General features: G+C 53.0%; 29 protein-coding genes. 14 read left to right on the top strand and 15 right to left on the bottom strand.

The window, feature by feature from the left end; all coding sequences use genetic code 11:
- Nucleotides 1-139 precede the first annotated feature (139 nt).
- Nucleotides 140-577, bottom strand: a complete 438-nt coding sequence (dtd, locus tag HMY34_RS11835) for a D-aminoacyl-tRNA deacylase (protein ID WP_202715693.1) — start codon at nucleotides 575-577, stop codon at nucleotides 140-142.
- The gene (pip, locus tag HMY34_RS11830; RefSeq protein WP_202715692.1) at nucleotides 574-1,530 is read right to left on the bottom strand and encodes a prolyl aminopeptidase; all 957 of its coding nucleotides are present in this window, start codon (nucleotides 1,528-1,530) and stop codon (nucleotides 574-576) included. Before pip ends, dtd begins: the two co-directional genes overlap by 4 nt.
- A 132-nt stretch (nucleotides 1,531-1,662) precedes the next feature.
- Here pip and HMY34_RS11825 point away from each other — a divergent pair, with 132 nt between their 5' ends.
- Nucleotides 1,663-2,595, top strand: a complete 933-nt coding sequence (locus HMY34_RS11825) for a DUF808 domain-containing protein (RefSeq protein ID WP_202715691.1) — start codon at nucleotides 1,663-1,665, stop codon at nucleotides 2,593-2,595.
- 44 nt (nucleotides 2,596-2,639) lie between these two features.
- Here HMY34_RS11825 and HMY34_RS20210 read toward each other — a convergent pair whose 3' ends face one another.
- The 6 genes from HMY34_RS20210 to HMY34_RS11800 all read right to left on the bottom strand — a co-directional run bounded on the left by HMY34_RS20210 (nucleotide 2,640) and on the right by HMY34_RS11800 (nucleotide 7,560).
- On the bottom strand, nucleotides 2,640-2,900 hold the full coding sequence (locus tag HMY34_RS20210) for a DUF4129 domain-containing protein (protein WP_228287838.1): 261 nt from the start codon (nucleotides 2,898-2,900) through the stop codon (nucleotides 2,640-2,642).
- Nucleotides 2,897-4,648 (bottom strand): transglutaminase TgpA family protein, encoded by a 1,752-nt coding sequence (locus tag HMY34_RS11820; protein WP_228287837.1) that lies wholly within the window; start codon nucleotides 4,646-4,648, stop codon nucleotides 2,897-2,899. Before HMY34_RS11820 ends, HMY34_RS20210 begins: the two co-directional genes overlap by 4 nt.
- Nucleotides 4,641-5,621 (bottom strand): DUF58 domain-containing protein, encoded by a 981-nt coding sequence (locus tag HMY34_RS11815; RefSeq protein ID WP_228287836.1) that lies wholly within the window; start codon nucleotides 5,619-5,621, stop codon nucleotides 4,641-4,643. The genes HMY34_RS11820 and HMY34_RS11815 overlap by 8 nt, the downstream gene beginning before the upstream one ends.
- The gene (locus HMY34_RS11810) at nucleotides 5,596-6,531 is read right to left on the bottom strand and encodes an AAA family ATPase (protein WP_202715690.1); all 936 of its coding nucleotides are present in this window, start codon (nucleotides 6,529-6,531) and stop codon (nucleotides 5,596-5,598) included. The genes HMY34_RS11815 and HMY34_RS11810 overlap by 26 nt, the downstream gene beginning before the upstream one ends.
- Nucleotides 6,532-6,596: 65 nt before the next feature.
- Nucleotides 6,597-6,887, bottom strand: coding sequence for a hypothetical protein (locus tag HMY34_RS11805; protein WP_202715689.1), 291 nt, complete (start codon nucleotides 6,885-6,887; stop codon nucleotides 6,597-6,599).
- A gap of 394 nt (nucleotides 6,888-7,281) precedes the next feature.
- Nucleotides 7,282-7,560 (bottom strand): hypothetical protein, encoded by a 279-nt coding sequence (locus HMY34_RS11800; protein ID WP_202715688.1) that lies wholly within the window; start codon nucleotides 7,558-7,560, stop codon nucleotides 7,282-7,284.
- A gap of 215 nt (nucleotides 7,561-7,775) precedes the next feature.
- Between HMY34_RS11800 and HMY34_RS11795 the strand changes: the two genes are divergently transcribed.
- The 3 genes from HMY34_RS11795 (at nucleotide 7,776) to HMY34_RS11785 (ending at nucleotide 10,762) form a co-directional block, all read left to right on the top strand.
- On the top strand, nucleotides 7,776-7,991 hold the full coding sequence (locus HMY34_RS11795; protein ID WP_202715687.1) for a hypothetical protein: 216 nt from the start codon (nucleotides 7,776-7,778) through the stop codon (nucleotides 7,989-7,991).
- 98 nt (nucleotides 7,992-8,089) lie between these two features.
- Complete coding sequence (locus tag HMY34_RS11790; protein WP_202715686.1) at nucleotides 8,090-9,271, top strand: ATP-binding protein; 1,182 nt, start codon at nucleotides 8,090-8,092, stop codon at nucleotides 9,269-9,271.
- A 258-nt stretch (nucleotides 9,272-9,529) separates the two neighbouring features.
- A complete protein-coding gene (locus tag HMY34_RS11785; protein ID WP_202715685.1) occupies nucleotides 9,530-10,762 on the top strand; it encodes an RNA-guided endonuclease InsQ/TnpB family protein in 1,233 nt (410 codons plus the stop codon).
- A 305-nt stretch (nucleotides 10,763-11,067) separates the two neighbouring features.
- Here HMY34_RS11785 and orn read toward each other — a convergent pair whose 3' ends face one another.
- Nucleotides 11,068-11,613, bottom strand: coding sequence for an oligoribonuclease (gene orn, locus HMY34_RS11780; RefSeq protein WP_202715684.1), 546 nt, complete (start codon nucleotides 11,611-11,613; stop codon nucleotides 11,068-11,070).
- A 48-nt stretch (nucleotides 11,614-11,661) separates the two neighbouring features.
- Here orn and HMY34_RS11775 point away from each other — a divergent pair, with 48 nt between their 5' ends.
- From HMY34_RS11775 to HMY34_RS11735, 9 genes are all read left to right on the top strand, one after another.
- Complete coding sequence (locus HMY34_RS11775) at nucleotides 11,662-12,903, top strand: M48 family metallopeptidase (RefSeq protein ID WP_202715683.1); 1,242 nt, start codon at nucleotides 11,662-11,664, stop codon at nucleotides 12,901-12,903.
- Nucleotides 12,904-12,916: 13 nt separating this feature from the next.
- Nucleotides 12,917-13,189 (top strand): hypothetical protein, encoded by a 273-nt coding sequence (locus HMY34_RS11770; RefSeq protein WP_202715682.1) that lies wholly within the window; start codon nucleotides 12,917-12,919, stop codon nucleotides 13,187-13,189.
- A gap of 41 nt (nucleotides 13,190-13,230) precedes the next feature.
- On the top strand, nucleotides 13,231-14,139 hold the full coding sequence (rsgA, locus tag HMY34_RS11765; protein ID WP_202715681.1) for a ribosome small subunit-dependent GTPase A: 909 nt from the start codon (nucleotides 13,231-13,233) through the stop codon (nucleotides 14,137-14,139).
- Nucleotides 14,140-14,396: 257 nt separating this feature from the next.
- On the top strand, nucleotides 14,397-14,912 hold the full coding sequence (locus tag HMY34_RS11760; RefSeq protein ID WP_202715680.1) for a hypothetical protein: 516 nt from the start codon (nucleotides 14,397-14,399) through the stop codon (nucleotides 14,910-14,912).
- A 75-nt stretch (nucleotides 14,913-14,987) separates the two neighbouring features.
- On the top strand, nucleotides 14,988-16,946 hold the full coding sequence (locus tag HMY34_RS11755) for a transglycosylase SLT domain-containing protein (RefSeq protein WP_202715679.1): 1,959 nt from the start codon (nucleotides 14,988-14,990) through the stop codon (nucleotides 16,944-16,946).
- Entirely contained in the window at nucleotides 16,918-17,982 is a 1,065-nt protein-coding gene (gene gspK, locus HMY34_RS11750) for a type II secretion system minor pseudopilin GspK (protein WP_202715678.1), read from the top strand. Before HMY34_RS11755 ends, gspK begins: the two co-directional genes overlap by 29 nt.
- A complete protein-coding gene (gene gspL, locus HMY34_RS11745; RefSeq protein WP_202715677.1) occupies nucleotides 17,951-19,147 on the top strand; it encodes a type II secretion system protein GspL in 1,197 nt (398 codons plus the stop codon). The genes gspK and gspL overlap by 32 nt, the downstream gene beginning before the upstream one ends.
- Nucleotides 19,144-19,623 (top strand): type II secretion system protein M, encoded by a 480-nt coding sequence (locus tag HMY34_RS11740; protein ID WP_202715676.1) that lies wholly within the window; start codon nucleotides 19,144-19,146, stop codon nucleotides 19,621-19,623. The genes gspL and HMY34_RS11740 overlap by 4 nt, the downstream gene beginning before the upstream one ends.
- Nucleotides 19,620-20,387, top strand: a complete 768-nt coding sequence (locus HMY34_RS11735) for a type II secretion system protein N (protein ID WP_202715675.1) — start codon at nucleotides 19,620-19,622, stop codon at nucleotides 20,385-20,387. Before HMY34_RS11740 ends, HMY34_RS11735 begins: the two co-directional genes overlap by 4 nt.
- Nucleotides 20,388-20,472: 85 nt before the next feature.
- On the opposite strand, the gene HMY34_RS11730 is transcribed toward HMY34_RS11735, so the two are convergent.
- Complete coding sequence (locus HMY34_RS11730) at nucleotides 20,473-21,801, bottom strand: ammonium transporter (RefSeq protein WP_202715674.1); 1,329 nt, start codon at nucleotides 21,799-21,801, stop codon at nucleotides 20,473-20,475.
- 15 nt (nucleotides 21,802-21,816) lie between these two features.
- Nucleotides 21,817-22,155, bottom strand: coding sequence for a P-II family nitrogen regulator (locus HMY34_RS11725; RefSeq protein ID WP_093065057.1), 339 nt, complete (start codon nucleotides 22,153-22,155; stop codon nucleotides 21,817-21,819).
- 246 nt (nucleotides 22,156-22,401) lie between these two features.
- Here HMY34_RS11725 and ubiK point away from each other — a divergent pair, with 246 nt between their 5' ends.
- Complete coding sequence (gene ubiK, locus HMY34_RS11720) at nucleotides 22,402-22,650, top strand: ubiquinone biosynthesis accessory factor UbiK (RefSeq protein ID WP_202715673.1); 249 nt, start codon at nucleotides 22,402-22,404, stop codon at nucleotides 22,648-22,650.
- 2 nt (nucleotides 22,651-22,652) lie between these two features.
- Here the strand turns inward: ubiK and ureG are convergent, their stop codons facing one another.
- The 4 genes from ureG to HMY34_RS11700 are packed head-to-tail and all read right to left on the bottom strand — an operon-like array spanning nucleotide 22,653 to nucleotide 25,203.
- Nucleotides 22,653-23,261 (bottom strand): urease accessory protein UreG, encoded by a 609-nt coding sequence (gene ureG / locus HMY34_RS11715; RefSeq protein WP_202715672.1) that lies wholly within the window; start codon nucleotides 23,259-23,261, stop codon nucleotides 22,653-22,655.
- A 14-nt stretch (nucleotides 23,262-23,275) separates the two neighbouring features.
- The gene (locus HMY34_RS11710; protein WP_228287835.1) at nucleotides 23,276-23,974 is read right to left on the bottom strand and encodes an urease accessory protein UreF; all 699 of its coding nucleotides are present in this window, start codon (nucleotides 23,972-23,974) and stop codon (nucleotides 23,276-23,278) included.
- Complete coding sequence (gene ureE, locus HMY34_RS11705) at nucleotides 23,940-24,428, bottom strand: urease accessory protein UreE (RefSeq protein ID WP_202715671.1); 489 nt, start codon at nucleotides 24,426-24,428, stop codon at nucleotides 23,940-23,942. Before ureE ends, HMY34_RS11710 begins: the two co-directional genes overlap by 35 nt.
- 52 nt (nucleotides 24,429-24,480) lie before the next feature.
- Complete coding sequence (locus HMY34_RS11700; protein WP_202715670.1) at nucleotides 24,481-25,203, bottom strand: M48 family metallopeptidase; 723 nt, start codon at nucleotides 25,201-25,203, stop codon at nucleotides 24,481-24,483.
- Between the last annotated feature and the right edge of the window lie 3 nt (nucleotides 25,204-25,206).

Below are 25,206 nucleotides of genomic sequence, written 5' to 3'. Positions count from 1 at the left end.
TTACCTGATTGTCAGGATGCAGTAACAGAATGACCCGATCAACTGTCATAAGGGGCTTAATTGACAAATGACGCTTATTTATTATAGGCGGCGGTTAGCGCATCAGCAACACACTGCTTATTTATATAGAAGTCCCCACTCAAACTTGCAACCAAAATGTCACCGGGCCATCGTTGGTGAGTGACACCTGCATATCCGCGCCAAACACCCCGGTTTGCACCATTGTCAACTGCTGCCGCGCCTGTTCCACAAAGTAAGTAAACAGCGTTTTACCCTGATCGGGCGGCGCTGCGGGCGTAAAACTGGGGCGCATTCCCTTGCGGGTGTCGGCGGGCAACGTGAATTGCGGCACAATCAACAATCCACCGCTAATTTCACGTAATGAAAGATTCATTTTCCCTTGTGCATCGGGAAAAATGCGGTAGCCCAACACCCTTTCCAGTAAACGCTCGGCCTGTGCCTCGGTGTCCGCTTTTTCCACGCCCAGCAATAACAAAATCCCGCGCTCAATCTGACCAACGGTCACACCATCAATGTCAACTTGCGCATGAGAGACGCGCTGAATTAAGCCAATCATGCCAAATAATCCACCAATGCATCGGTCGCTTGTACCAAAGCTTGCTGAATCAACGCTTCACTCGCCGCATGACCACTGTCAGGAATCACATGAAAATCCGCGTTAGGCCATGCCTGATGCAGCGCAAATGCCTGTTCCAATGGGCAAATCATGTCGTAGCGCCCGTGAATAATACTGCCCGGCAAATGCGCAATCCGGTGCGCATTCGCCAGCAATTGATTCGGTTCGAGGAAACCGTTATTGATGAAATAATGTGCCTCAATACGCGCCACGCTCATGGCGGTATACGGGTCGGTGAAATGCGACAACACGCTTTCTTTCTGTTGTAAATTCGCGCAACGCGCTTCCCACGTTGACCACGCTTTCGCCGCTTGCATTCGCGCAATTTCGTTGTCACCCGTCAAGCGCCGGTAATACGCCGCCACCATATCGCCGCGTTCCGCTTCGGGAATGGGTGCTAAGTAATCTTGCCAATAATCGGGGTAAATACGCTCAATGCCCTGCCCCACTTGGTAAAACCAATCAATATCCCGTGGGCGACACAGAAAAATACCGCGCAAAATCATCCCGTTCACCCGCGCCGGATACGACTCCGCATACGCCAGCGCCAAGGTCGAACCCCACGAACCGCCAAACAATACCCACTGATCAATCCCCAAATGTTCGCGGATCAATTCCATATCGGCGACCAAATCCCACGTCGTATTGCGTTCCAACGACGCATGAGGTTTGGAACGCCCACAACCGCGCTGGTCAAACAGAATAATGCGGTACAAATTCGGATCGAAAAATTGCCGATGCCAAGGTTCACAACCCGAACCGGGGCCACCGTGCAAGAACACCACCGGCAAACCGTCCGGGACGCCGCATTCTTCCACATAAAGTTCATGCACATCATCCACCTTCAGGTAAAAATGATGGTTATCACGGATGGGGGGGTAAAGCGCACTCACGCATTCGTCTCCTTGGTTTAGCAATCGCTGACAGCATCCAGCTAGTATAAAAGAAAATTGTCTGTCAGGTTTGTCGTATATCGGTGTAGCATACGCCGCAATAGATAAACCAATGGAAATCAGGAGTTTTGCATGGCGGGTGGAAGCCTTTTAGCCTTACTCGATGACATCACCACCGTTCTGGATGATGTTTCCCTCATGACCAAAGTCGCCGCGAAAAAAACCGCTGGCGTATTGGGCGACGACCTCGCATTGAATGCGCAACAAGTAGCCGGTGTCCAAGCTGAGCGCGAATTACCCGTGGTGTGGGCGGTTGCCAAAGGCTCATTCCTCAACAAACTGATCCTCGTACCCGCAGCACTGCTGATCAGCGCGATTGCGCCTTGGCTGATTACCCCGTTATTGATGATCGGCGGCGCATTTTTGTGTTACGAAGGCTTTGAAAAAATTGCTCACAAACTCTCTCACCACCACGAGAAAGATCAAGCCGAATTACTCGAAGTCGCACGTAACCCCGATGTCGACATGGTGGCATTTGAAAAAGACAAAATCAAAGGCGCAATCCGCACCGATTTTATCCTCTCCGCCGAAATCATTGTGATTGCGCTCGGCACGGCACAAGGCGCGTCGTTTGCCATGCAAGCGGCGGTGGTATCTGGCATCGCGATTATTATGACCATCGGCGTATACGGCTTGGTCGCGGGTATCGTCAAACTCGACGACCTCGGTTTTCACCTCATCAAAGACAACGCCACCGGCTTCCGCCGCGCCTTGGGGAATGGCATTTTGTGGTTCGCGCCTTGGCTGATGAAAACCTTATCCGTGGTGGGCACTGCCGCAATGTTTCTTGTCGGTGGCGGTATTTTGCTGCATGGCATCCCGCATTCGCACGATTTCCTGCACGGCGCAGAACTGTTTGTGCAGCAAGTCGGTGGGATAGGCGGCGCACTCAAAGCCATTGCGCCCACGCTGTTGAGTGGGGTATTCGGCGTATTGGCGGGTGCGGTAGTGCTGGCAGTGGTTACGCCTATTTCCTCCCTTCTGCAACGAATGCGTCAAGGTTAAATTAGGGCTTAGTGGGTTATGTAGAGACGCAAGATTTTGCGTCTCTACCTCAATTTTCCCAGCAATGCTTTCAGCCGCCGGGTCGCCTGTTGCCCGTCGGCTGACGGCGCATAACAAATCCCCTCATACACCTGCGTAAATTCGCGGATTACCCCCGCCACCGCAGGCAATGCCTCCGCCGCTTGTGCCGCAAACACCCCCGGCGCATCCCCCGGTTCGCGCAACACCCCACGCTTTGCCAACGCCGCACAAAAACGCCGGTACAATTGATGCTCCAACGCCTCACGCTCACGCCGTGGCGTCATCCCCAACAGCACCAGCCACAACAAGCCAATCGCTGCAAGCCCCCCCCCATGAGCAACGCCACCCCTTGCACCGAAAACGTTCCCAGCAACGACTTTAACAGCGCCGCCTGTTCCGCCCCGTCATACCCAAGCACCCAACGCCGCCAGCCGTATTGCACGGTATCAAGCTGCTGCCGGATGCCATTCAACCAAGCAATCTTACGCACCGAAAACATCGAATCTGCCAGAAAACTGCCTTCTGCTTGCATTGCGGCTTCCAAGCCTTGCTCGGTACGGCTCGGCGCAACCATCGTGGTCGGGTCAATTCGCACCCAGCCTTGCCCCGTCAACCACACTTCCGCCCACGCATGAGCATCGTATTGGTGAATCGCCAAATAATCACCCGCTGCATTCCATTCGCCGCCCTGATAGCCCACCACGACCCGTGCCGGAATTCCTGCCGCCCGCATCAGAAACACGAAGCTGCCCGCGTAATGCGCACAAAACCCGCGCTGCGATTCAAACAAAAACGCATCAATCGTATCGCTTGCGCTCAAGGTTGGCGGCTTCAAGGTGTATTCAAAACGTTGATCCCGAAATCGTGCCAACACCCTATCCAAATACGCCTGTTCCGTGCCGGTTTCGCGCCATAACTGTTGCGCCAAATCACGAGTCCGCGCATCACCCGTTTCCGGCAAATGCAACGCCAACTGCCGCAATTCCGGGGCAAGCGCCAGATCGCGCTGGGAATCAGGGTAACTCACCGCCTTCAACAAAAACGGCGCTTGCAAATCTTGCCGTGCCATCACCCGATAATCCGCACCGCGCAATACGTCGCCTTCGACGTCCACCGCTGGCGTCAGGGTAAACAACCAAGGCTGCCCGGTTTTTTCGTAAACCGCCTCATAAGCAATCGGTTCGCCTTGCAGCCGCAGCGCGTCGGGCTGCCAGCGGTAATTCGTCAGCAACGCACTTTGCACTTGCTGCGGGTCAATATCGCGTTCAAATTGCCGCCATTCGCGCCCGTCAAAATGGTTAAACACCATGCCGCGCCAATACAATTCGTGCTGAGCGGGTTTTTTGCCTTTAAACGTTACCCGAAACGCCAGCGCATCCGATTGGCTAAGCTTCTCAATATCACCGGGAGCCATGCGATCCGACACGCCCATTTTCGCCTGTCCGGTCGGCATCGGCAGCGACCACAGCGGCGGCAAACGCGGCGCAAACACAAAAATAACCAACATCAATGGCAAACATTGCAGCAACATAAACACCGACAAGCGCAAATTAAAACGCACCTGTTGCCCCGCCGAAAACTCCGCGACCGACTGTTGCACCCCGACCAATGCACCCGTCAACACGATCATCGACACCATGCCATACAGCGCGGCGGTAATGGATTGCGCGTACAAAAAATGCAGCGCCACCAAAAAATACCCGATGAAAATCACCACCAGCGCATCACGCCGCTGCGCCACTTCCAACGATTTGAACGCAAACCCCAGCAATAACAAGGTTGCCATCGCATCCAACGAGGGAAACTTCAAACCGCTTAATACCAAACCGCCAATGCCCAACACGATCAGCAATGCCTTGATCACATTCCCCGGCTGCAACGCCGCCCCCGATAACACCCGCAAACGCCAACCTGCCGCAAACAACAGCACCGGCAGTAACCAAATCGGCAGGTCGAAGAGAAACGGCAACATCACCACGACTTGCGCCGCCAGCAACCAAATCATGCCGGTGTAGGTAATCTGCTTATGCATCCTGCACCCCAAACAGCGCCAATGCCTGCAAGCAACGCGCTTTGTGCGCCTCACCCTTACCCGGTTCAATCAAGATGCCGGGAATTCGCAAACCGTATTCGCGCTGTTCCTGATGAAATTCCAGCACCTTGCGGCACAAATGCGACAAGCGCACCTCGATACCGGGCATGGGCAGTTCATCCCATTCCAACCACAGCGCATGGCTGGCGTAATCGACGAAAGTTTTAGTATAGAGCTTGCCGGTTTGCGCATATTTAGCCCAATGGATACGTTTCGAGCCATCGCCCTGCTGGTAATCGCGGATGCCGCCGAAATCGTTGCTGCCACCCGCAATTTCACGCCCGTCTGCAACATTCTCACGCTGGGCATTGCCACTGGGTTGAAACGCTTTTTCAACCGGTGCGGGGTACACCAAGCCACGCACATCAAAGGTCACATACGACCATGCCAGCGCTAATCCGGTGGGGAACTGGGTCGCAATCCGCAACCGAGGTGGTTTGAAATAGCCACGTCCGCTGGTGCTGTGTGACAGTTTTACGCGCAAGGTTTGGGCTGTCACCAGATCCACCTGCACCTGATCTTCGCCTTCCCACGCCAATTCCAGTGCGTATTTGGGCTGATGGGCGGGGCGCGTTAGCTCCACTTCCAACACCGCTTTTTCCCCTGCAAAACACGGTTCCACACCCAAGGCGGTAAGGGTCAAACCCGCCAGATTGCGCCATGTGTAAAAAATCGTGAGCAGCAGCAAAGACAACAGCCAGAAACAAATAATGTACACCAGCGAATTTTGGAAATTAATTCCCAGCAAAAACAGCAGCGCAATCAGCATCAGCAACCCGACAGCGGTTTTGCTGGGTACAATAAAAATCTTGCGTTGATTGAGTGTGGTTACACGGGCGGCAGGCAAACGTTGCTGCACCCAATTTTCCCAGTGTCCGCGCAGTGCCTCAACCATGTTTACCGCCGACCACATCGACTTTGCTGAGAATTTGGCGTGCCAATTGTTCGCCTTGCGCCTCTTGCCGCCCGACGAGGCGATGCCCAGCGACTGCCACGAACACCGCTTGCACATCTTCCGGCAACACATGCCCGCGTGCTTGCAACAATGCCCAAGCTTGCGCACTTTTCACCAATGCCAATGCGCCACGCGGGGATAGCCCCAACTGGCAGATGTCCGGCTGTCGGGTGCAGGCGATTAAACGTTGCACATAATTCAGCAGGGTATCGGTCATTTTCACTTGTGGCACGAGCGTTTGCAGCGCTTTCAGGCGCGATTCGTTCAACACTTGCTGCATACTTGCGAGTAAGACGCGACCATTACGGCCTTTCAGCAATTCGCGTTCCGCCGCCGGTTCGGGGTAGCCTAAAGAAAGGCGCATGAGGAAACGGTCAAGCTGCGATTCGGGCAGCGGGAAGGTTCCCGATTGGCTTTGCGGGTTTTGGGTGGCGATCACGAAAAATGGAGCGGGCAAAATATGCGTCGTGCCATCGACACTCACTTGGCGTTCTTCCATCGCTTCCAGCAAGGCGCTTTGGGCTTTGGGAGTGGCACGGTTGAGTTCGTCTGCAAGGAAGACTTGGCTAAAGACAGGGCCGGGGTGAAAGCAAAATTTACCCGTTTGCGGCTCGAAAATTGCCGCACCAATCAAATCGGCGGGCAGCAAATCACTGGTGAATTGCACGCGCTTGTATTCCAAGCCACACACCTGCGCCAGTGCGTGCGCGAGAGTGGTTTTACCCATACCGGGCAAATCTTCCAGCAGCAAATGACCGTTTGCCAGCAAGCAAGTCAGCGCGAGTTGTATCTGCTGCGGTTTGCCGTGAATGACCTTGTTCAATTGCGCAAGCGTCGCCTGAATCAATTGCGGGGCTGCGGTTGTCATGGTGTGTCCGTTATTGTTATTGATTGGGGTTTTGGGGGGACTTTACCTGATGGGCGATGGCTTGACTACGGCGGGGCGACGGGCTGCTTTTTAGGAACAAAGCGCAATGGCTTAACACCCATGATCAAGGCATCGTGCAAACACAGCGTTGCCCATTCTTCTACCGGGTCATGGTCATTCGCGATATGACCAAAGCGATTGCGAACCGCCAAACCTAACCAACGTTGCACCACGAATTTTGTTTCCAACGCTTGCGGCATCTGCCCCAAATGCAGGGCTAATAGCTCAAGTTTCACGGTGTCTAATGCCACGATAGCGAACCGATTCTGGAAATAAATACGACACTGTGTCTTCAAGCACTTCGCTCCGTAAATGACCACCGTTGCGCTCAACGTTGAAAGCGATTCTGACAAGTGCCGCAGAAATATTGCTCTAATCCGCCCAGCCACAGGCGTTCCCACCAACTAGGGCGAGCTTTATTGGCGCGGGCACCGCAACGCGGACAAGTCGTCACATTTGGTCTCATACACTCGGTCTACTGTGTTGCTCGCAAGGCGCAGCAGTACATAAAAAATAACCAGCCAACGGGGAGAGTTTAAACCGATTGGCTGGCTAATTGAGGTGCTTGCATTGCTCGGAGGAATCAAAAAATCTGCAAGCAGCACGGATTGTAACATACTTATTACAAAATCAACAAAATAAATGGTTATTAAATAATCATTTCGTGACAGACAAACCCAGCAGCGCGGTTTAAGAATCGTTGTGTGTAAAACACTTCACGTTCAGATGACTGGGCGGCGGACGGCGAAAGACTGCCTTCAGTGAAAATATTGCCTTGCGTTTGATGCAATACCCGAATATCTGCACGCACGTCTGGCTTCTTAAGCGCACGGTATCACTGCTTAGCACAATGCCATCGCGAGGCGGCAAGTGTTTCACCAGTAAATCTGCAATTTCCTGAGACATCCGCGCCAATTGCTCATCATCAAACGCCACTGCTCCATTATCCAGATTATCCCGCTTCAGCAATGTCGCTACCCCCTTATCCAGAAACGATTATCACAGCTTATGTACCCAATGCAGATACTAACGGAAAATCGGCCAATTGCAGCACATTTTGTCACTAATTGTAACAGCTTTTAGCGGATAGAGCGCTGCCTCAGACTAAAATATAAACGATATTGTACTACGCTTATCTTGTGTGGAAATGACACGGATCGTTGATTTTCAGCCAGGAGAACGCCATGCCCAGCATACTTAACAGACAACGCAAAACCGATGCATTGTATTTGCGCCCCATCCAATCAAGCATTTGGACAAAAGCCCCCTGCCCCCATTGCGGCAGTTTCACGTGGACGAAACGCCCTTGTATCTGGTGGAAAAAACTCTTGCACCCCAACCGCCAACGGTGTTTCTGCCGACAGTGCCGCGAAGAGTTTTGGCTGAAAAAAGGTAACTGACCACACACGGCGGTGGAGTGTGGTCGCAAGGGCGACCGGCAACTTTTACGAAGTGAGACAGTTGGTGTAATATCTCCAAAACTTGGAAGATTTGCACCATGATAAAACGCTACATCACAGAACACGTTAAAGATGCCTTACAGCGGCAAGCTGCTGTGGCACTCATTGGGCCTCGTCAAGTAGGCAAAACGACCTTAGCCTTGGAAATTGGTGAACAGCACAACGCTCTTTACCTCGACCTTGAGGACAGGGATGACCGCAACCGTCTCGATAACCCGGTACTTTTTCTGGAAAGTGTGGAAGATCGGCTGGTGATATTGGACGAAATTCACCGAGTTCCCGAAATCTTCCAAACCTTGCGCGGTGTTATCGACAAAGGTCGCCGTAAACAAAAAGGCAAAGGGCGCTTTTTAATCCTAGGTTCCGCGTCTATCGAATTATTGCGGCAATCAGGGGAAAGCCTTGCTGGGCGTATCGCCTACATCAATATGTCACCGTTGTCGGTGATTGAAATCGCACATACCCGTGTCGCTAGAGAAAGCTTGTGGTTGCGTGGGGGCTTCCCCGACAGTTATCTGGCGGAAAACGACAAAAATAGCTTGGCATTGCGCAAGGACTTCATCCGAACTTACCTAGAACGTGACATCCCCTTGTTCGGCTCACGGGTTCCCGCCACTACACTTGAACGTTTATGGACGATGCTTGCCCACCGGCAAGGCAGTGTGCTGAATGCCGCAGAATTGGCGCGTTCCTTGGAAATCAGCGCCCAGTCGGTGACACGCTACATTGACTTACTGACTGATCTATTACTAGTCAGACGTTTACCGCCTTATACGGTCAATGTGGGAAAACGCCTGACCAAATCCCCAAAAATTTATTTACGAGACAGTGGTTTACTTCACGCACTGCTGGGCATAGAAAATTCCGTGCAACTGGCTGGGCATCCGATAGTTGGCATGAGTTGGGAAGGTTTTGTACTGGAAAATTTACTGGCGGTACTGCCTTGGCGGTCATCGGCTTTCTTTTACCGGACAGCTAAGGGGGTTGAGATGGATCTGCTGATTGAACGGGCCGATGGCTCGCTGTGGGCAATTGAAATCAAGCGTTCATTGTCGGCAAAAGTAGAACGTGGATTTTATGCAGCCTGCGAAGATCTCAAACCGCAACGGGCTTTTGTCGTCTATGCAGGTGATGATCGCTACCCGATTGCAGAAGGGGTTGAAGCAATCAGTATCAGGGGGATGGTCGAAGAACTCCTTGCGGATAACCTTATGGTATAACCATTTTCCTGATGAACAGCATGAGGGTAGTGTTTATAAGGAAAGGTTTCTTCGTTGACCCATTTAGGTTAAATTCCCTGCATTGTTCATAATGGGTTACAGGGGTGTGAAGCAGCTACCACAAAACCCACCCAAACCTCTCCAATCTTTGTCATTTTGGAGAAGTTGCAAGGCACAGACTACCGTTCATCTGTCGATAGCAACATCAAAAACACCCACCCCTAGACACAAAATCTGCTGTATTGCATCCTATTCCTCATGATTATCAGCCACAAAATCCGCCTAGACCCCAACAATAAACAAGCCACGTACTTGGCGAAAGCCGCAGGTACAGCTCGGTTTGCTTACAACTGGGCGTTGGCGGAATGGCAAAGCCAATACGCGGCATGGAAAGACGACAACACCCAGCCCAAACCCAACCAAATGAGCTTGCGCCGCCAGTTGAACGCCATTAAACGCGAACAATTCCCGTGGATGCTCGAAGTCACCAAAAACGCTCCACAAATGGCGATTATCCAACTGGGGCAAGCGTTCAACAACTTTTTTGCCGGACGTGCCAAGTACCCGCAGTTCAAAAAGAAAGGCAAGAGCCGTGACAGTTTCACCCTCACCAACGATCAATTTTCGCTTGATGCTTCCCGCATCCGCATTCCCAACCTTGGGTTAGTACGGATGCGGGAAACGTTACGCTTTTTCGGCAAAATTCTTTCTGCCACGATTTCCCGCACCGCTGACCAGTGGTTCGCCAGCATCACCGTGGATACGGATCAAAACCATCTCCCGCCTGCCGAAAACCAAGGCACGGTGGGGGTGGATTTGGGCGTATCCGCACTGGCAACCCTGTCAACGGGGGAAAAAGTGACAGGAGCAAAGCCGCATAAAGCCTTGCTTTCACGCCTACAACGGCTCTCACGCAGCCTGTCGCGCAAGGTCAAAGGCAGTGCCAACCGCCACAAAGCCAAGGCAAAACTGGCAAGGCTTCACGCCAAGATAGCCAACATCCGCCAAGACAGTTTGCACCAACTCACTACGGATTTAACCCGCTGTTTCCACATCATCGGCATTGAAGACTTGAACGTATCGGGCATGGTGAAAAATCGCCATTTATCCCGTGCCATCAGTGATATGGGGTTTTTCGAGTTTCGCCGTCAACTGGAATACAAGGCGGGAATGCGTGGGGCTGTGGTCGTGGTGGCTGATCGGTTTTTTGCCTCCAGCAAGACTTGTTCTGCCCCCGGCTGTGGGCATAAAGTGGACAAATTGCCACTATCGGTACGCGAATGGACTTGCCCCGTTTGTGGCGCAGTTCATGACCGTGACGTAAACGCTGCCAAGAATTTGCAAGAGTATGCTTCGGCTACGCTCAGCAACCACGCCGTGAGTTCCACGGTGTCGGCCTGTGGAGGGGAAGGCGCTGGTCTTGGGCGCAAGCCGAAGACGAAACCAGCCCCAATGAAGCAGGAATTTAACCGCAAACTTGACCTTGGTTAAGTTTGCATAAGTTTAAAGGAACGGTGAAGGGTATAAATCCGCTCAATCTGGGAACTTTGGTAGAAATCTGCAAGTTGATCGGTGCAGATCCACGCAAAATCTCCCCAGAGATAACTAAAGACCTACCAGATATACCTAGCGACGGCAGTGAACTAATATCTAAGATCAATCGACTCTCCCCCAATGATCAAGCTATTGTCGCTAGTTTTGTAGATTGCCTTCTTTCACGCACCATATGAATTTCAGTTTGAACAGCTTTCACCATACCGACAAACTGAACTGACTAAAAGGCTTCCCCGAACAAATTACTCCCGAATAAAATGCGCCCGGTAATACGCCAGCTCATCAATCGAATCCCGCACATCCGCCAATGCCAAATGCTGTGATTCTTTCTTAAAACCTGCCGCCAACCCCGGTTTCCAGCGATTCGCCAACTCTTTCAGGGTGCTCACATCCAGATTGCGGTAATGAAAGAATTTCTCCAATTCCGGCATTTGCCGCGCCAGAAAACGCCGATCCTGACAAATGCTATTACCACACATCGGCGACGCACCCGCTGGCACAAATTGCTTCAGGAAATCGAGGGTGGCTTGTTCGGCTTGCGCCTCCGTCCATTCACTTGCTAACACGCGCTGAATCAGCCCCGAACCGCCGTGTTGCTTCTGATTCCAATCATCCATTTTCGCCAGCGTTTCAGCGGTTTGGTGGATGGCAATCACCGGGCCTTCTGCCAATATATTCAGGTCTTTATCGGTGACGACGGTGGCAATTTCGATAATCACGTCGTTGACGGTATCTAAGCCCGTCATTTCCAGATCAATCCAGATCAAATTTTCCTGATTCACGCTCATTCGGGTACACTGTACTTACTTTAAGGAAGCTGGAATATAACAGAGATTATGCAAACCTTTACCTACATTTTCCTGGCGTTTTTGCTGGCATCGACCGTGGTACAACTGTACTTGTCGTTGCGTCAGAAACAGCATGTCAGCGCCCACCGTGCCGCTGTCCCCACCCCATTCGCAGGCAAAATCTCGCTGGCAGAACACCAAAAAGCCGCCGATTACACCCTCGCCAAAGGCGGTTTAGGGCGCATCGACCTGCTGATCGGCTTGGTAATCTTGCTGGCCTGGACGCTCGGCGGCGGGCTGGAATGGCTGGATGCACAATGGCGCAGCCTCGGCTGGAACGAGCTATACACCGGCACGGCGGTCATGCTCAGCCTAATCCTGATTGGCAGCGTATTGGATATGCCGCTCTCTCTCTACCGCACTTTTGTGCTGGAAGAACGTTTCGGCTTCAATAAAATGACCGCCATCACCTTTATCACTGACCTGTTTAAAGGCGCAGCACTGGCGTTGATTATCGGCATTCCAGTGATCATGCTGATTTTGTGGCTGATGACCTCGGCGGGCAGCTTATGGTGGTTGTATGCGTGGGCAGCGCTCACCGCATTTTCACTGCTAATGACGTGGGCATACCCCAAATTCATCGCACCTTTATTCAATAAATTCAGCCCCTTGGAAGATGGCGAAGTGGCCGAACGCCTCAATGCCTTATTGACGCGCACCGGCTTTAACAGCAAAGGCGTATTCATCATGGATGGTTCGCGCCGTTCTGCGCACGGCAACGCTTATTTCACCGGCTTTGGCAAAAACAAGCGCATTGTGTTTTTCGACACCCTGCTCAAACACCTCACCCCCGCGCAAGTGGAAGCGGTACTCGCGCATGAATTAGGGCATTTCAAACGCAAACACATTGTCAAAGGCATGGCATTGTCAATGCTCATGACCTTGAGCGGTTTCATCGTCTTGGCATGGTTAATGACGCAGGCGTGGTTTTATACTGCACTCGGTGTCAGCCAACCCTCAACGTACATGGCGCTGGTGTTATTTATGTTAGTCAGCCCAGCGTTCACCTTTTTTATCGGCCCGATCATGGCGTGGTGGTCGCGCAAACACGAATTTGAAGCGGATGAATTCGCCGCGCAACAATCGAGCAGTGCGGAACTGATTGCAGCATTAGTGGGTCTTTACAAGGAGAATGCCAGCACCCTGACACCTGATCCGTGGTATTCGGCATTCTATGACTCGCATCCGCCCGCAGCGATACGGATTGCGCATTTACAACAACAAATGTAACAAGAGTAGTGAAATGAAAGCGAAAGCTCTTATGATTCTCTGTAGCGGTCTACTGCTGATGCAGACAGCACAAGCCGCCCCTAACCCGGCTAACGGACAAATACTGTTCGTTAATTCACCTTGTGATACGGAGGTGTTAACTACGCCCAACCCCGCTATCACCGACACAGCCAGTTTGGAAAAAGAGGTTCGTCAATGCGACATTAGCCGGAACATCAACTGGTATGACGATGAAATCAAGGATGTAGTGGCTTATCTCAACCAAACGTATTACAAATTTCCGTAATACATGGGCAACGCCGACGTTTTCCGTCACAATAGGACGTTATGACGGAAAACTTATCTCACCCTGCCTCCACTGCACCAGAAAACGGGCAAATCATTACCCGTTTCGGCGCTGATTTCTTAGTAGAAACAGCGGACGCTGAACTATTGCGCTGCACCGCCCGCCGCAAACTTGACCATCTGGCTTGCGGCGACTACGTGCAATGGGAACGCCAAGCCCAAGGCAACGCCGCTATTACAGCGATGCTCCCGCGCCGCAACGTATTGGAACGCCCCGATTTTCGCGGCAGATTGCGCCCCATTGCTGCCAATATCGACCTATTGATTGTGGTCGCCAGTTGGCAACCCGCCCCCATTTGGGAAACGCTCGACCGTTACCTGATTGCTGCCAACCGCCTTCCCGCCGACGTGCTCTTGGTTTTCAACAAAGCCGACTTGCGCCAGAGCCTCGCCAGTACCGAAGCTGAAACCTGTTTGGCAGAATACCAACGCATCGGCATTCCGATTCTGCATGTTTCCGCCAAGCAACAGCAGGGCATTCAGCCCATCCTTGAAGCCATTCAAGGGCGCACCGCGATTGTGGTTGGGCAATCCGGGGTGGGCAAATCATCGCTTGCCATGCAATTACTGCCCGAAACTGATATTCGCGTCGGCACGATTTCTGAAACCGGCGAAGGCCGCCACACCACCACCTCGGCAACCCTGTACCGCTTACCGTCGGGCGGCTCGCTGATCGACTCCCCCGGTGTGCGCGATTTTGGGTTGACCGGCATGGACTTTGCCACGCTGGAAACCGGCTTCCCCGAATTCCGCCCGTTTCTGGGCGAATGCCGCTTCCACAACTGCACCCACAACCATGAGCCGAATTGTGCCATTAAAGCCGCCGTCCAAGCCGGGCAACTGCCACCGCGCCGCTTTGCGCGTTACCTGAGTTTATTGGCGAATATTTAACACCTGCCTGCCACCCATCTGCCTTACACACCCATTATCGGCTCGCTTATCCTGATTCATCTGGGATCGGGTCTGCGCGTTACTATAATCACGGTAAATAAATTAAAAATAAGGCGAATCACTAAATCGGTCGGTTTTCAAAACGATTCGTTAGGAAAGTGATCATCATCACTTAATGATTCGGAACTTTTCAGTAAAGTCAAGAGCCTGAACAATGAGACTTCCTAGAAAACACCCTAAGCCAATGAGGTAACACCATGAACATCCATCAATTACACCTTGCTGACAAAAACAGCGTTCACGCCGGTATGCAAGAATGCACCCCTTGCGAAACATCTCCCCGCCCCGAAACATCGCGCTACTGGCCTAAAGTCAGAATGCAGCGCCGCTACCAGAACGGAATGCCCGACGAACGCTTAAGCATTGAAATTGCCAACCCTTGTTCTGATATTATTCTCCGCCACGTCAAAATCGCCTTCCTCTCCACCGGCCCGCAAAATCACCTGAAAAACGGCAACCCTGTTGTCAAATTTGCCCCCACTCACGGTATTGAATTCGGCGACATTGCTTGCAGCAGTGACGCCCACAAACTCAGCAGCGTCACCCGCGACATCATTATGATCGAACACCAAGCCAATGCTGACGGTCGTCAAATCTATGCCGGAATCTGCTTTACCGCTTGCACCAAAACCGGCGAAGTCAAACATTACGGCTATTTGTTGTTCAAAAGCAATGTATTGCCAGCACAAGTTGCTTTCGAGCAAGCTGCCTGAGCACAGCATTCATTTGTATCCATGACGGCATTTATGAGACTCTTGACGCACGATTGGTAATGATGATTCTTGTTAATGAGCCGACTGCTTCTCACGTTGATGTGTTGCGCGTTATCCAGCACCCCGCCCGCCCTAGCGGAGTCGCCGGAAAACTCACGGATGCAGCGCCAATTATTTCAGCAAACCTACAGCGACCTGCAAGCCGGAAATCCTGACACGTTTGCCGCACTTCCCGCTGCGATGCGCCAATACCCGCTTTACCCTTGGCTGGAATACACCGATCTTAAGCAGCGCCTCGACACCTTGCCCGATGCCACGGTACTGGATTTTATCCGCCGCAATCCTGATTCGCTGATGGCTGATGCGCTCAATATACAACTCGCCAAACGCCTTGCCGCCAAACAAGACTGGCAAACCCTGCTTGCCACCATTCCCGCGACGCTGGATGACACCGACACCCAATGCTACCGCACCCAAGCACTCGCTGCCGTGGGGCAAAAAGACGCCGCACTGGAACTGGGTAAAAAAACTTGGATGAGCATCAGCAAATCGCTTTCAGACGCTTGCATCCCTGTCACTGACTTATTGCGCCGCCATGTCATGCTTTCCACCAGCGATTACTGGGAACGCATTCGAGCCGCACTCGACAAAAATCAAACCACGCTTGCGACTCAACTGGCGGCTGCTTTGCCACCTGAAGCGCAAATGGCGGTCACGACCTGGATACAAATCCGCGAAGCACCCGCCGCCGCGCTCCCCGCTGCCATGCAGCAACCGGATAACGCTTACCTGCGCGATGCGATTGCTTTTGGGCTGGAACGCCTTGCCAAAAAAGAATCCCAGCAAGCCGAAGCCCTCTGGCAAACCGCTCGCCAAACCCTAAAATTTACCCCAGAAGAAAGCGCTAAAGTCGAAAGCGCATTGGGCATACAACAAGCCCTGCGCCATGACCCCGCTGCGCTGAAACGCCTTGCCGCCATCCCTGCCGCACAGCGCACTCAAGACGCGAATTTGTGGCTGGCACGCACCGCCGCCCGTCAAGGTGAGTGGAAAACCTTGCTGGATGCCACCCAACACCTGCAATTCGAGCACGAACGTGACGCCGCCGGTTGGCACTATTGGCAAGCCCGCGCCCTCGAACAAACCGGCAAAAAAGCCAAAGCCACCACGCTTTACACCCAAATTGCCCCGCAAGCCACGTTCTATGGGTTTCTTGCTGCCGACCGTTTGGGGCAAACCTACACCAGCCTGAAAACCCCAGCCGTTGACCGCAGCCAGCGCATCGCCGGATTGCAAAAAGTCGCCGCCATCCAACGCGCTTTCGAGTGGTTTGCCCTAGGCAACCGCGAACAAGGCCGCAAAGAATGGTTTCGCGCCCTCAAACAAATGGATAAGGAAGGTGCTCTTGCTGCCGCTGATCTCGCCATCCGCAGCAATGACCACAACCTCGCCATTTGGACAGTTGCCCGCGCCAAAGAATGGGATGAAACCCACCTGCGCTTCCCCGTGGTACACACCGACTTGGTCATGGCGCAAGCCCGCAACCAAGGCATTCAACCCGCTTGGGTCATGGGGGTCATTCGCCGTGAAAGTGCCTTTGATGCCACGGTCGAATCCAGCGCCAAAGCCCTTGGTTTGATGCAACTGATTCCCTCCACGGCAAAAGCGGTCGGCACCAAACTGGGCTTAAACATCAAGGGGCGCGACGATATACTGCCGCCCGCCACCAATATTCAGCTAGGCAGCGCGTATTTACGTGAAATGCTCGGCAAATTTTCCGGCAACTACGCGCAAGCCACTGCCGCCTACAACGCCGGGCCCGGTCGCCCCCCGCAATGGGCACCGCAACAACTGATTAATGCCGATCAATGGATCGAAAGCATCCCCTTCACCGAAACCCGCGAATACGTGCAAGCCGTCATGGGCTACACCACGATTTACGATGAAAAACTGAATCCGGGTAAAGGTCGCCGCCTGTCCGAACGTTTACAACCGATAGCACCCCATGCACCCAAACCAGCGCCAAGCCCCTAAGCCCCGCCGCCAGCAACGCGGGATCGCCATCCTCTCGGTATTGGTGATTGCGGTATTGGTCGTCACCTTAGCTGCCGCCGTATTTGTACGGCAAAGCCGCGCCGTGCGCCAAACCGACAATTTCCAATCGCTGGAACGTGCTTGGCAATACGTGCTCATGATGGAGCAATACGCAGGTTTACAATTGCAACTGGATGCCAAAGACAATAAATACGATGCCCTCACCGACCGTTGGGCGTATCAATTGCCGACCCAGACCCTGAACGAAGAAAGCGGCGCTGTGGTCAAATTCACCGGCAAACTGGAAGACCTGCAAGCACGTTTCAACCTCAATAACTTGATTAATCAAGAGGGTGAATTGCGCGGCAAACAAAACGGGGCGGCGGTTGAGCAACTCAAGCCGTTTGTAACCGATGCAGGCTTACCCCCCGGCTTCGTCAGCGCCATCGTCGATTGGGTAGACATTGATAACCAACCGCAAGGCTTGGAAGGTGCCGAACGCGATTATTATATGTCGGGGGAAATTGCTTACCTCGCCGCCGATATGCCGTTTGCCGATACCAGCGAAGTACGCCTGCTACGGCTGGAGATGCAAGACCCGGACGCAAAAAACAAAGCGCTCAACCGCTTTCTGAGCACTGTCACCGCGCTACCCTTTAAACAAACCACCATCAACCCCAACACCGCCAGCAAAGCAGTGTTACGCGCCATGCGACTGAGCGATAGCCAAATTGCCAGCATTCTCGACAAACGCAAACTTAAGCAAGCCTACAAAAGCAAAGCCGATTTTGTGCAGGAAATGGCCTTCACCCCCGGCAAAGATGATGTACTGCTAAACAGTTTTGACGTGACCACGCAATATTTTCGCCTAACGGGGGAGGTGCAAATCAGCCGCGCACGGGTTTTCGTCAATAGTCTGTTATTGCGTGACGCGAAGGGGAGTGTTCGTGTCATAATGCGCCAATTCGACCGGGTTAACGAACAACCAATGCCAACCACTGACAATGCTAGTAATACGCTTACAAACGCCGAATGACACCGAACCCGCTTGGGCAGTGCTGAGCAATAAGCCTGCTGACTGGCAACACGGTTCGTGGGAAAAGCTCCTGCCTGCGGCACGGGGGCAAGACATTGTATTGCTGATTCCCAGCCGCGAAGTGCTGTTAACCCAAACCAGCGTCAACACCCGCAACCAACGCCAATTGCAACAAGCCGTGCCGTTTGCGCTCGAAGACAGCATTGCCGATGACCTTGATCACCAGCACATCGTCTGGCAAACCCGTGCGGATTCCACCCAAGTCGACGTGGCTATTATCCGCCGCGACCGCCTGCGGGTATGGGTCAATGCCCTGCAAATGCACCACTTGCGTGCGAATAGTATTTTGCCCGACGTGTTTGCGTTGCCGTGGGAAGCGGAAAGCCTGACACTCTGGCAACAAGGCGAGACGATTTGGATCAGAACCGGCGACTTATCCGGCTACGCCAGCAGCCCCGCCGCCTTGCCGTTGTTGCTGGACAGCCTAACGTCTGGAAAGACCGAAGCACTACCGTTGTGCCTGTACAGCGACCAAACCGAAACGTGGGCAGCCGATGCACGCTTTGCGCTGCTTGCCGAAACCCAAGCCGAACAACTGTTACCCAGCAGCCTGCAACCCGCGCTCAAGCTCAATTTGCTGAACGGTTTGCAGGACGAAAACCGCGCCAATTTCCGTGAGCATTGGCAACGTTGGCGCTTAGCCGCGAGTTTAGCTGCCGTTACCGCGCTACTCGCCATCGGCATTTACGGGGTGGAAAGCTACCGTTTGCAACAACAACTCGACGCGGTGGATGCGCAAAACGTGGCATTGTTCGGCGAGCTCTTTCCCAGCGTCAGCGACGTGGATCCGCGCAGCCTGAAAAATCGCTTAGCCTCGGAACTGGTGCGGATGAAAGGTCAAAACAATGCCGCTAACACCAGCACCAGCCCCTTACCACAATTAGCGGCGGTGGCAGCAGCGATGCAAACGGCGGGTGGTTTAACGGTAGAAGACATTCGCGCCCAAACCGGCACGCTCACCGTCAACTTGCAAGCGCCTAACCAGCAAGCCATCGAAACCTTACGCGATACCCTCGAAACCGCGTTGGGCAACCCGGTAGAACTGCAATCGTCGCGCACCGCTGACAGCGTAAAAGCCACCCTAACCCTAGGAGGCAAATCATGAAAGCCTGGTGGCAAAACCTCGCAGCCAATGAACGCCGCTTACTAAGCATTGGCGCAGCGCTGATCGGCTTAACCCTGCTGTGGCTATTCGTGTGGAAACCGCTCAGCGCCCATCACCAATTGCTGCAACAAGACTTGGAAGACGCACAAGCTGCCCACGCTGAAATGCAACGCCAACGCGCCGAAATCTTCGCCCTGCGCGGTGCAGCCTCTAACGCGCCAACCGCCACCAACGGCAGTTTGCACACCAGCGTGATTGCTGCGCTCAAACAATTTCAACTCGACGGCACCGACACCAGCTCCGAAGAGAAAAACAAAAATACCGTCACCCTCAAATTGAAGACCAAGCCTTTCGACACCTTGGCGCAATTCCTCGCCGCGATGGAAACCCAATACGCCGCCAATACCACCAGTATGACCTTGAAACCGGCAGACAAACCCGGCACGGTTGACGCGCAAATAACGCTGGAACGATGAAAACACGCACCCTCATTCTCGCAGGCACGCTCAGTTTCCTGCTAACCTCCTTGACACAATTGCCCGCCAAACTGATATTGGCGCAATTGCCCGCTGACTTGCCGGTGCAATTGCAAGGCATCTACGGCACGCTGTGGGCGGGCGGCGCAAGCAGCTTGAGTGCGCAAGGCATTCAACTCAATAACCTGCAATGGGATCTGCAAACCCGTGCCTTGTTGAAAGGGCAACTCGCGGCAGATTTACGCGGCAGCTTGGCACAAGGTGGCGACATCGACGGCTTGTGCAGCATTAACCTCGCGGGTACGTTGAATTGTGCCCCATTGAACCTGAGCAATCTGCCCGCACAAGTGGTTTCACCCTATTTGCAAAACCTGATGATTCCCCCGTTGAGCGGCACTTTTCACGCCAATCTCAACAGCGTGGCGTGGGATCAGCAAACCATCCCCCAACTCAGTGGTCACGGCGAATGGCGCGAAGCCGGTGTGCAAATGTTGCCGCAACGTTACGGCAATTACACCGCGATTATTAGCAGCAGCGAAAATGACGCGCAGCAAATCAGCCTTGCCTCTGCACCGGATGCCGCCTTCGGTTTGAATGGCACGATTACATTGGAAGCCAACGGACAGTACCAAACCCAATTAGACATTAAACCGGGCAACAACATTGATGAGGGCACCAAGCAATTCCTCACCAGTTTCATCGTGCCACCGCAAGCCGATGGCACTTATCAAATCCGTGAACAAGGGCAACTGCCCAAATTTTAAGCCCACTAATTGCACATAAAAAAAGGCGGGAGTGTTAATCCCGCCTCAAATCGACTCGAAGAATAGTCAGTTGAACATTAAATCATTACATGGAATAAGCGCGTTCCCCGTGGGAAGCAGTATCTAAACCTTGGCGTTCTTCTTCTTCCGATACCCGCAGCCCCATGGTCATGTCGATCAATTTGAACAACACAAAGCTCACGACACCAGACCAAACGACGGTTAATAAAACACCTGATGCTTGGGTAATTACTTGCCCACCCATCGAGTAGTCGTCTACACCGACACCGCCTAAGGCTGGGGAAACAAAGATACCCGTACCAATCGCACCAATGATACCGCCCAGACCGTGGATACCGAAAACGTCCAAGCTATCATCGTAGCCCAGCATTTTCTTCAGGCCAGTCACGCCCCACAAGCACAATGCACCGGCGATAGCACCCAGTACGATAGCGCCCATCGGCCCCACCAAACCCGCAGCCGGTGTTACCGCCACTAAGCCTGCGACTACGCCAGAAGCTACACCTAACATGGATGGCTTGCCGCGCAATAACCACTCAGTCAACATCCACGCCATACCACCAGCCGCTGTCGCCAAAATGGTGTTGATGAACGCCAAACCTGCGCCGCCATTCGCTTCCAGATTAGAACCAGCGTTGAAACCGAACCAACCAACCCACAGCAACGATGCACCGATCATGGTCATTGGCAGATTGTGTGGTTGCATCGGGTCACGCCCAAAACCAACTCGCTTACCCAGTACAATTGCACCCACCAGTGCTGCGATACCCGCATTGATGTGTACGACTGTACCACCCGCGAAGTCCAAATCACCGGCTTCAAACAAGTAACCGCCTGTCGCCCACACCATGTGCGTGATTGGCAGGTAAGAGAAGGTGAACCACAATGCGCCGAAGATCATTAGCGCTGAAAATTTCACCCGTTCAGCCAAACCGCCCACAATCAGTGCCACGGTAATTGCCGCAAACGTCAACTGGAAGGACACGAATATCAATTCAGGAATGACCACGCCATCCGTAAAGGTAGCGGCGGTGCTATCAGCGGTAATGCCCGCCAAGAACAGTTTGGAGAAATCACCAATCATCCAATTCAGGCTGCCACCATCGCCGAATGCCAACGAATAACCGTAAATCGCCCACAACAGCGAAATCATGCAGAAAATAGCCATCACCTGCGTCAACACAGACAACATGTTTTTAGCGCGAACCAAGCCGCCATAGAACAGTGCCACACCCGGTACAATCATCAGAATAACCAGCAAAGTGGACAGCATCATCCACGCGGTATCCCCTTTATCCGGCACAGGAGCCGCAGCCGCTACTTCGTCAGCCATTGCCACACCGGAAAAACCCAGTAATGCCGCCAACATCATTAAACCAAGACGAATATTCATGGAATTCCCCCTTCCTTACAGTGCATCTGTACCGCTTTCGCCGGTGCGAATGCGGATAACTTGTTCTACTGAAGTGACAAAAATCTTGCCATCACCGATTTTGCCCGTATTCGCAGATTTAGTGATCGCTTCAATCACCTGATCCACTTGCGACTCGGCGACTGCGGCTTCCAGCTTAATTTTAGGTAGAAAATCCACCACATACTCTGCGCCACGGTACAATTCGGTATGACCTTTCTGACGCCCAAAACCTTTTACTTCAGTGACTGTGATGCCTTTAACGCCAATATCCCCCAACGCATCACGCACGTCGTCGAGTTTGAATGGCTTAATAATGGCTGTAACCATTTTCATAGAACTAACTCCTTGCTAGTTAGGGATGCCAAATTTAATTGCTTAACGCCAAGCATGTTGCAATTGACGTGCCAATCACTTAAAAGCCGCATAACCACTATTTAGCGGCTTTATCCCTGTTTCGGAGCGTTGCAAAGCACCATAACAGTGCATCACCCTCATTTAATGCACTAAGCCCACGGCATACCCGCACTGTTATCGAATTTGCTACAATCCGAAGCATCCACTCAGCATTAAGGAAAACGTATGCAAAACTTTGGCAATCTTGACGATCTGGCAAAAAAATTATCGGCACTCTTGCCCGAACCCGTGCGCAATATGCAGGAAGACGTGGAAAAGAATATGCGTGGCCTACTCGAAGGCGGCCTGCAAAAGATGAATCTGGTCACGCGAGAAGAATTCGATATTCAATCAGCCGTACTATTGCGTACCCGTGAAAAGCTGGAAGCCTTGGAAAAGCGGCTTGCTGAACTCGAAGCCCAGCAAACCCAATAACCTTACATTCGCAACATTCCCTTGTGGACGATAAAATCGATAATCGTCTGCAAGCCCAGCTTTTCTTTCAAGTTGGTAAACACAAACGGACGTTCACCGCGCATCCGTTTGCTGTCGCTTTCCATCACTTCCAGCGACGCGCCTACGTAAGGTGCTAGGTCGATCTTATTGATCACCAGCAAATCGGAACGGGTAATGCCGGGGCCACCTTTGCGCGGAATCTTTTCGCCTTCCGCCACGTCAATCACGTAAATGGTTAAATCCGCGAGTTCAGGGCTAAAGGTTGCCGACAGGTTATCGCCACCGCTTTCAATGAAAATCAGGTCGAGGTCGGGGAAACGGATTTGCAGATCTTCCACCGCCGCCAGATTCATGGAAGCATCTTCGCGGATGGCGGTGTGTGGGCAACCGCCAGTTTCCACGCCGACAATACGTTCGACGGGTAGAGCTTCGCTACGCATCAGAAATTGCGCATCTTCCTGCGTGTAAATATCGTTGGTCACAACGGCAATGTCGTAAGTGTCGCGCATGGCTTTGCACAGCGCATCCAGCAGCGCGGTTTTGCCAGAACCGACGGGGCCGCCGACACCGACACGTAAGGGGTTAGACATGGTATTTCCTTTTTTCACGATCTAAACAAACGGGTGTATTGGGTTTCGTGGCGGCTGCTGGCAATCGCCAGAGCGGGTGATGACGCGCCAATATCGTCATCTGCTACTTGCAAGCCTTGCGCCACGATAGCAGGTAGCAGTGCCGTCATTTCATGCAAAATTCTTTGCCCCTGTGTTTGCCCCAGCGGGATGATTTTCACCGCCGACAACACCAGATTTTCCAGCCAGCTCCACACATAGCCGTAAGCGGTTTGTTGCAGCGGGATTTGCCAATGCATGGCGGCAAGGGCGAAAGCGGCGGATTGGCTTTGTGCCAGCAGCGGTTTCCAGCGAGCAGCATTGGGGATTTCCAGCGCAATCAGCAAATCGGTGAGCGCCCGCCCACGATTCTTTTCTTCCAGCAATAACTCGCTGGTTTCGCGGCTGGCGTTGAGGGTGTGAATCCAGTATTCCAGCGTTTCCACATCAGCGCGTTCCACTGCGTGATACAGGCGTTGCAACACCGGAATATCCAGATGCGTCATGCCGCTGTGCAACTGGCTTGCCAGCCAGTTTTGCAAATCAGCGGGGGTAGCAATCCAACCGCATTCCACCGCCCATTCGATCCCCTGCGAATAGGTGAACGAACCAATCGGCAAGGTCGGGCTAACCAGATGCAGCAGGCGCAGCAGTGCCAGATCAGTGATCATGGGAATGCGTGTGATCATGCTCATGATGATGTCCGTGCGAATGCCCGCCACCATACGCGCCTGCTTCCGGCTCAAACGGTGCTTGTTCCACCACCACATACAAGCCTAAACCGTGCAACATGTCATCCAGCACATGGTCGTGTTGATAGCGGATCATGCCCGGCATGATTTGCACTGGCACATGACGGTTGCCGAGGTGGTAGCAGGCACGCGCTAATAGCCACGGGTCGGCGCACGTCAGGGTAGATACCGTTTCGGGCGCGGCTTGAATGCGGATCAGTTCACCGCTGACACCTTGCAGGACATCGCCGTGTTGCAGGCTGGAACCGCGTGGCAGGAATAAACCTGCATCGCTGCCATCGTCCAAGGTGACACGCTGGCGGCTGATAATGCGGCGTTCGTGCGGCAGGGTCAGCGACAGGTGCGGCTGACGGGGCGGTACGCTGCTTTTATCAAGAATACGTTCAATTTTGAGCATTACTTAACCTAGGTAGAGGAAATATAACGTTTGCATTTTCACAGAGCAGTTTTCATGCCAACACATAATACCCCGCCCTTGCATCCAGTCGAGCTTTTACCTCTTCCCAACTGGGCATCACCTGAGACAGCAAACGGTAAAAGCGTTCGCTGTGATTATGTTCAGCAAGATGACACAACTCATGCAGAATCACGTAGTCAATGCACTCGCGTGGGGCCTTGACCAGATGCGGGTTCAGTGTCAGCCTGCCTTGGGGTGAGCAACTGCCCCATTGGGTGTGCATGGTAAAAATGCGTAACGGCGGACGTTCAGCCACCCAAAGTGCCTGTTCCAGCATGGCATCCAGCCGTTTGGCAAACACTTCTTTAGCACGCACTTTGTACCAATCGCCCAGAAGCTGCTCCACCTTCGCTGTACTTTTCTGATGTAGCGTCACTTCCAGTTTGCCGCGTAACAATTTCACTTGTGGCGTGGCGTTGGGGTCCTCCAACACTTTCAGCAGGTATTGTTTGCCCAAGTAATAATGGCTTTCACCGCTGATGTATTGCCGTGGGGTGACGTAAGCGGATTGTTGGCGGAAATCGCGCAGTTGTTGGTAAATCCAGCGACCGCGTTTTTTCACCGCTGCCAGCACTTCGTTATCATCCGCTTGGGCAGGGGCTGCCACTTCTACCCGGCAGTCGGGGTGAATCTTGATCAACACACGCTGGATGCCTTCGCTGCGGGGCAAACGCTCAAACGTAATCTGTTCATCGCCATAGCTAAACTGAAGCATCCG

This window comes from Thiothrix subterranea, from assembly GCF_016772315.1.
Taxonomy (GTDB): domain Bacteria; phylum Pseudomonadota; class Gammaproteobacteria; order Thiotrichales; family Thiotrichaceae; genus Thiothrix; species Thiothrix subterranea.
Note: the sequence above shows the minus strand (reverse complement) of the source record. Positions and strands in the feature narration are given on the sequence as shown.

Bases quoted from the DNA above. Each gene is read 5' to 3' on its own strand.
- dtd (WP_202715693.1), bottom strand. From the start codon at position 577: ATGATTGGCTTAATTCAGCGCGTCTCTCATGCGCAAGTTGACATTGAT.
- HMY34_RS11825 (WP_202715691.1), top strand. From the start codon at position 1,663: ATGGCGGGTGGAAGCCTTTTAGCCTTACTCGATGACATCACCACCGTT.
- HMY34_RS20210 (WP_228287838.1), bottom strand. From the start codon at position 2,900: ATGACGCCACGGCGTGAGCGTGAGGCGTTGGAGCATCAATTGTACCGG.
- HMY34_RS11820 (WP_228287837.1), bottom strand. From the start codon at position 4,648: ATGCATAAGCAGATTACCTACACCGGCATGATTTGGTTGCTGGCGGCG.
- HMY34_RS11815 (WP_228287836.1), bottom strand. From the start codon at position 5,621: ATGTGGTCGGCGGTAAACATGGTTGAGGCACTGCGCGGACACTGGGAA.
- HMY34_RS11810 (WP_202715690.1), bottom strand. From the start codon at position 6,531: ATGACAACCGCAGCCCCGCAATTGATTCAGGCGACGCTTGCGCAATTG.
- HMY34_RS11795 (WP_202715687.1), top strand. From the start codon at position 7,776: ATGCCCAGCATACTTAACAGACAACGCAAAACCGATGCATTGTATTTG.
- HMY34_RS11790 (WP_202715686.1), top strand. From the start codon at position 8,090: ATGATAAAACGCTACATCACAGAACACGTTAAAGATGCCTTACAGCGG.
- HMY34_RS11785 (WP_202715685.1), top strand. From the start codon at position 9,530: ATGATTATCAGCCACAAAATCCGCCTAGACCCCAACAATAAACAAGCC.
- orn (WP_202715684.1), bottom strand. From the start codon at position 11,613: ATGAGCGTGAATCAGGAAAATTTGATCTGGATTGATCTGGAAATGACG.
- HMY34_RS11775 (WP_202715683.1), top strand. From the start codon at position 11,662: ATGCAAACCTTTACCTACATTTTCCTGGCGTTTTTGCTGGCATCGACC.
- HMY34_RS11770 (WP_202715682.1), top strand. From the start codon at position 12,917: ATGAAAGCGAAAGCTCTTATGATTCTCTGTAGCGGTCTACTGCTGATG.
- rsgA (WP_202715681.1), top strand. From the start codon at position 13,231: ATGACGGAAAACTTATCTCACCCTGCCTCCACTGCACCAGAAAACGGG.
- HMY34_RS11760 (WP_202715680.1), top strand. From the start codon at position 14,397: ATGAACATCCATCAATTACACCTTGCTGACAAAAACAGCGTTCACGCC.
- HMY34_RS11755 (WP_202715679.1), top strand. From the start codon at position 14,988: ATGAGCCGACTGCTTCTCACGTTGATGTGTTGCGCGTTATCCAGCACC.
- gspK (WP_202715678.1), top strand. From the start codon at position 16,918: ATGCACCCAAACCAGCGCCAAGCCCCTAAGCCCCGCCGCCAGCAACGC.
- gspL (WP_202715677.1), top strand. From the start codon at position 17,951: ATGCTAGTAATACGCTTACAAACGCCGAATGACACCGAACCCGCTTGG.
- HMY34_RS11740 (WP_202715676.1), top strand. From the start codon at position 19,144: ATGAAAGCCTGGTGGCAAAACCTCGCAGCCAATGAACGCCGCTTACTA.
- HMY34_RS11735 (WP_202715675.1), top strand. From the start codon at position 19,620: ATGAAAACACGCACCCTCATTCTCGCAGGCACGCTCAGTTTCCTGCTA.
- HMY34_RS11730 (WP_202715674.1), bottom strand. From the start codon at position 21,801: ATGAATATTCGTCTTGGTTTAATGATGTTGGCGGCATTACTGGGTTTT.
- HMY34_RS11725 (WP_093065057.1), bottom strand. From the start codon at position 22,155: ATGAAAATGGTTACAGCCATTATTAAGCCATTCAAACTCGACGACGTG.
- ubiK (WP_202715673.1), top strand. From the start codon at position 22,402: ATGCAAAACTTTGGCAATCTTGACGATCTGGCAAAAAAATTATCGGCA.
- ureG (WP_202715672.1), bottom strand. From the start codon at position 23,261: ATGTCTAACCCCTTACGTGTCGGTGTCGGCGGCCCCGTCGGTTCTGGC.
- HMY34_RS11710 (WP_228287835.1), bottom strand. From the start codon at position 23,974: ATGAGCATGATCACACGCATTCCCATGATCACTGATCTGGCACTGCTG.
- ureE (WP_202715671.1), bottom strand. From the start codon at position 24,428: ATGCTCAAAATTGAACGTATTCTTGATAAAAGCAGCGTACCGCCCCGT.
- HMY34_RS11700 (WP_202715670.1), bottom strand. From the start codon at position 25,203: ATGCTTCAGTTTAGCTATGGCGATGAACAGATTACGTTTGAGCGTTTG.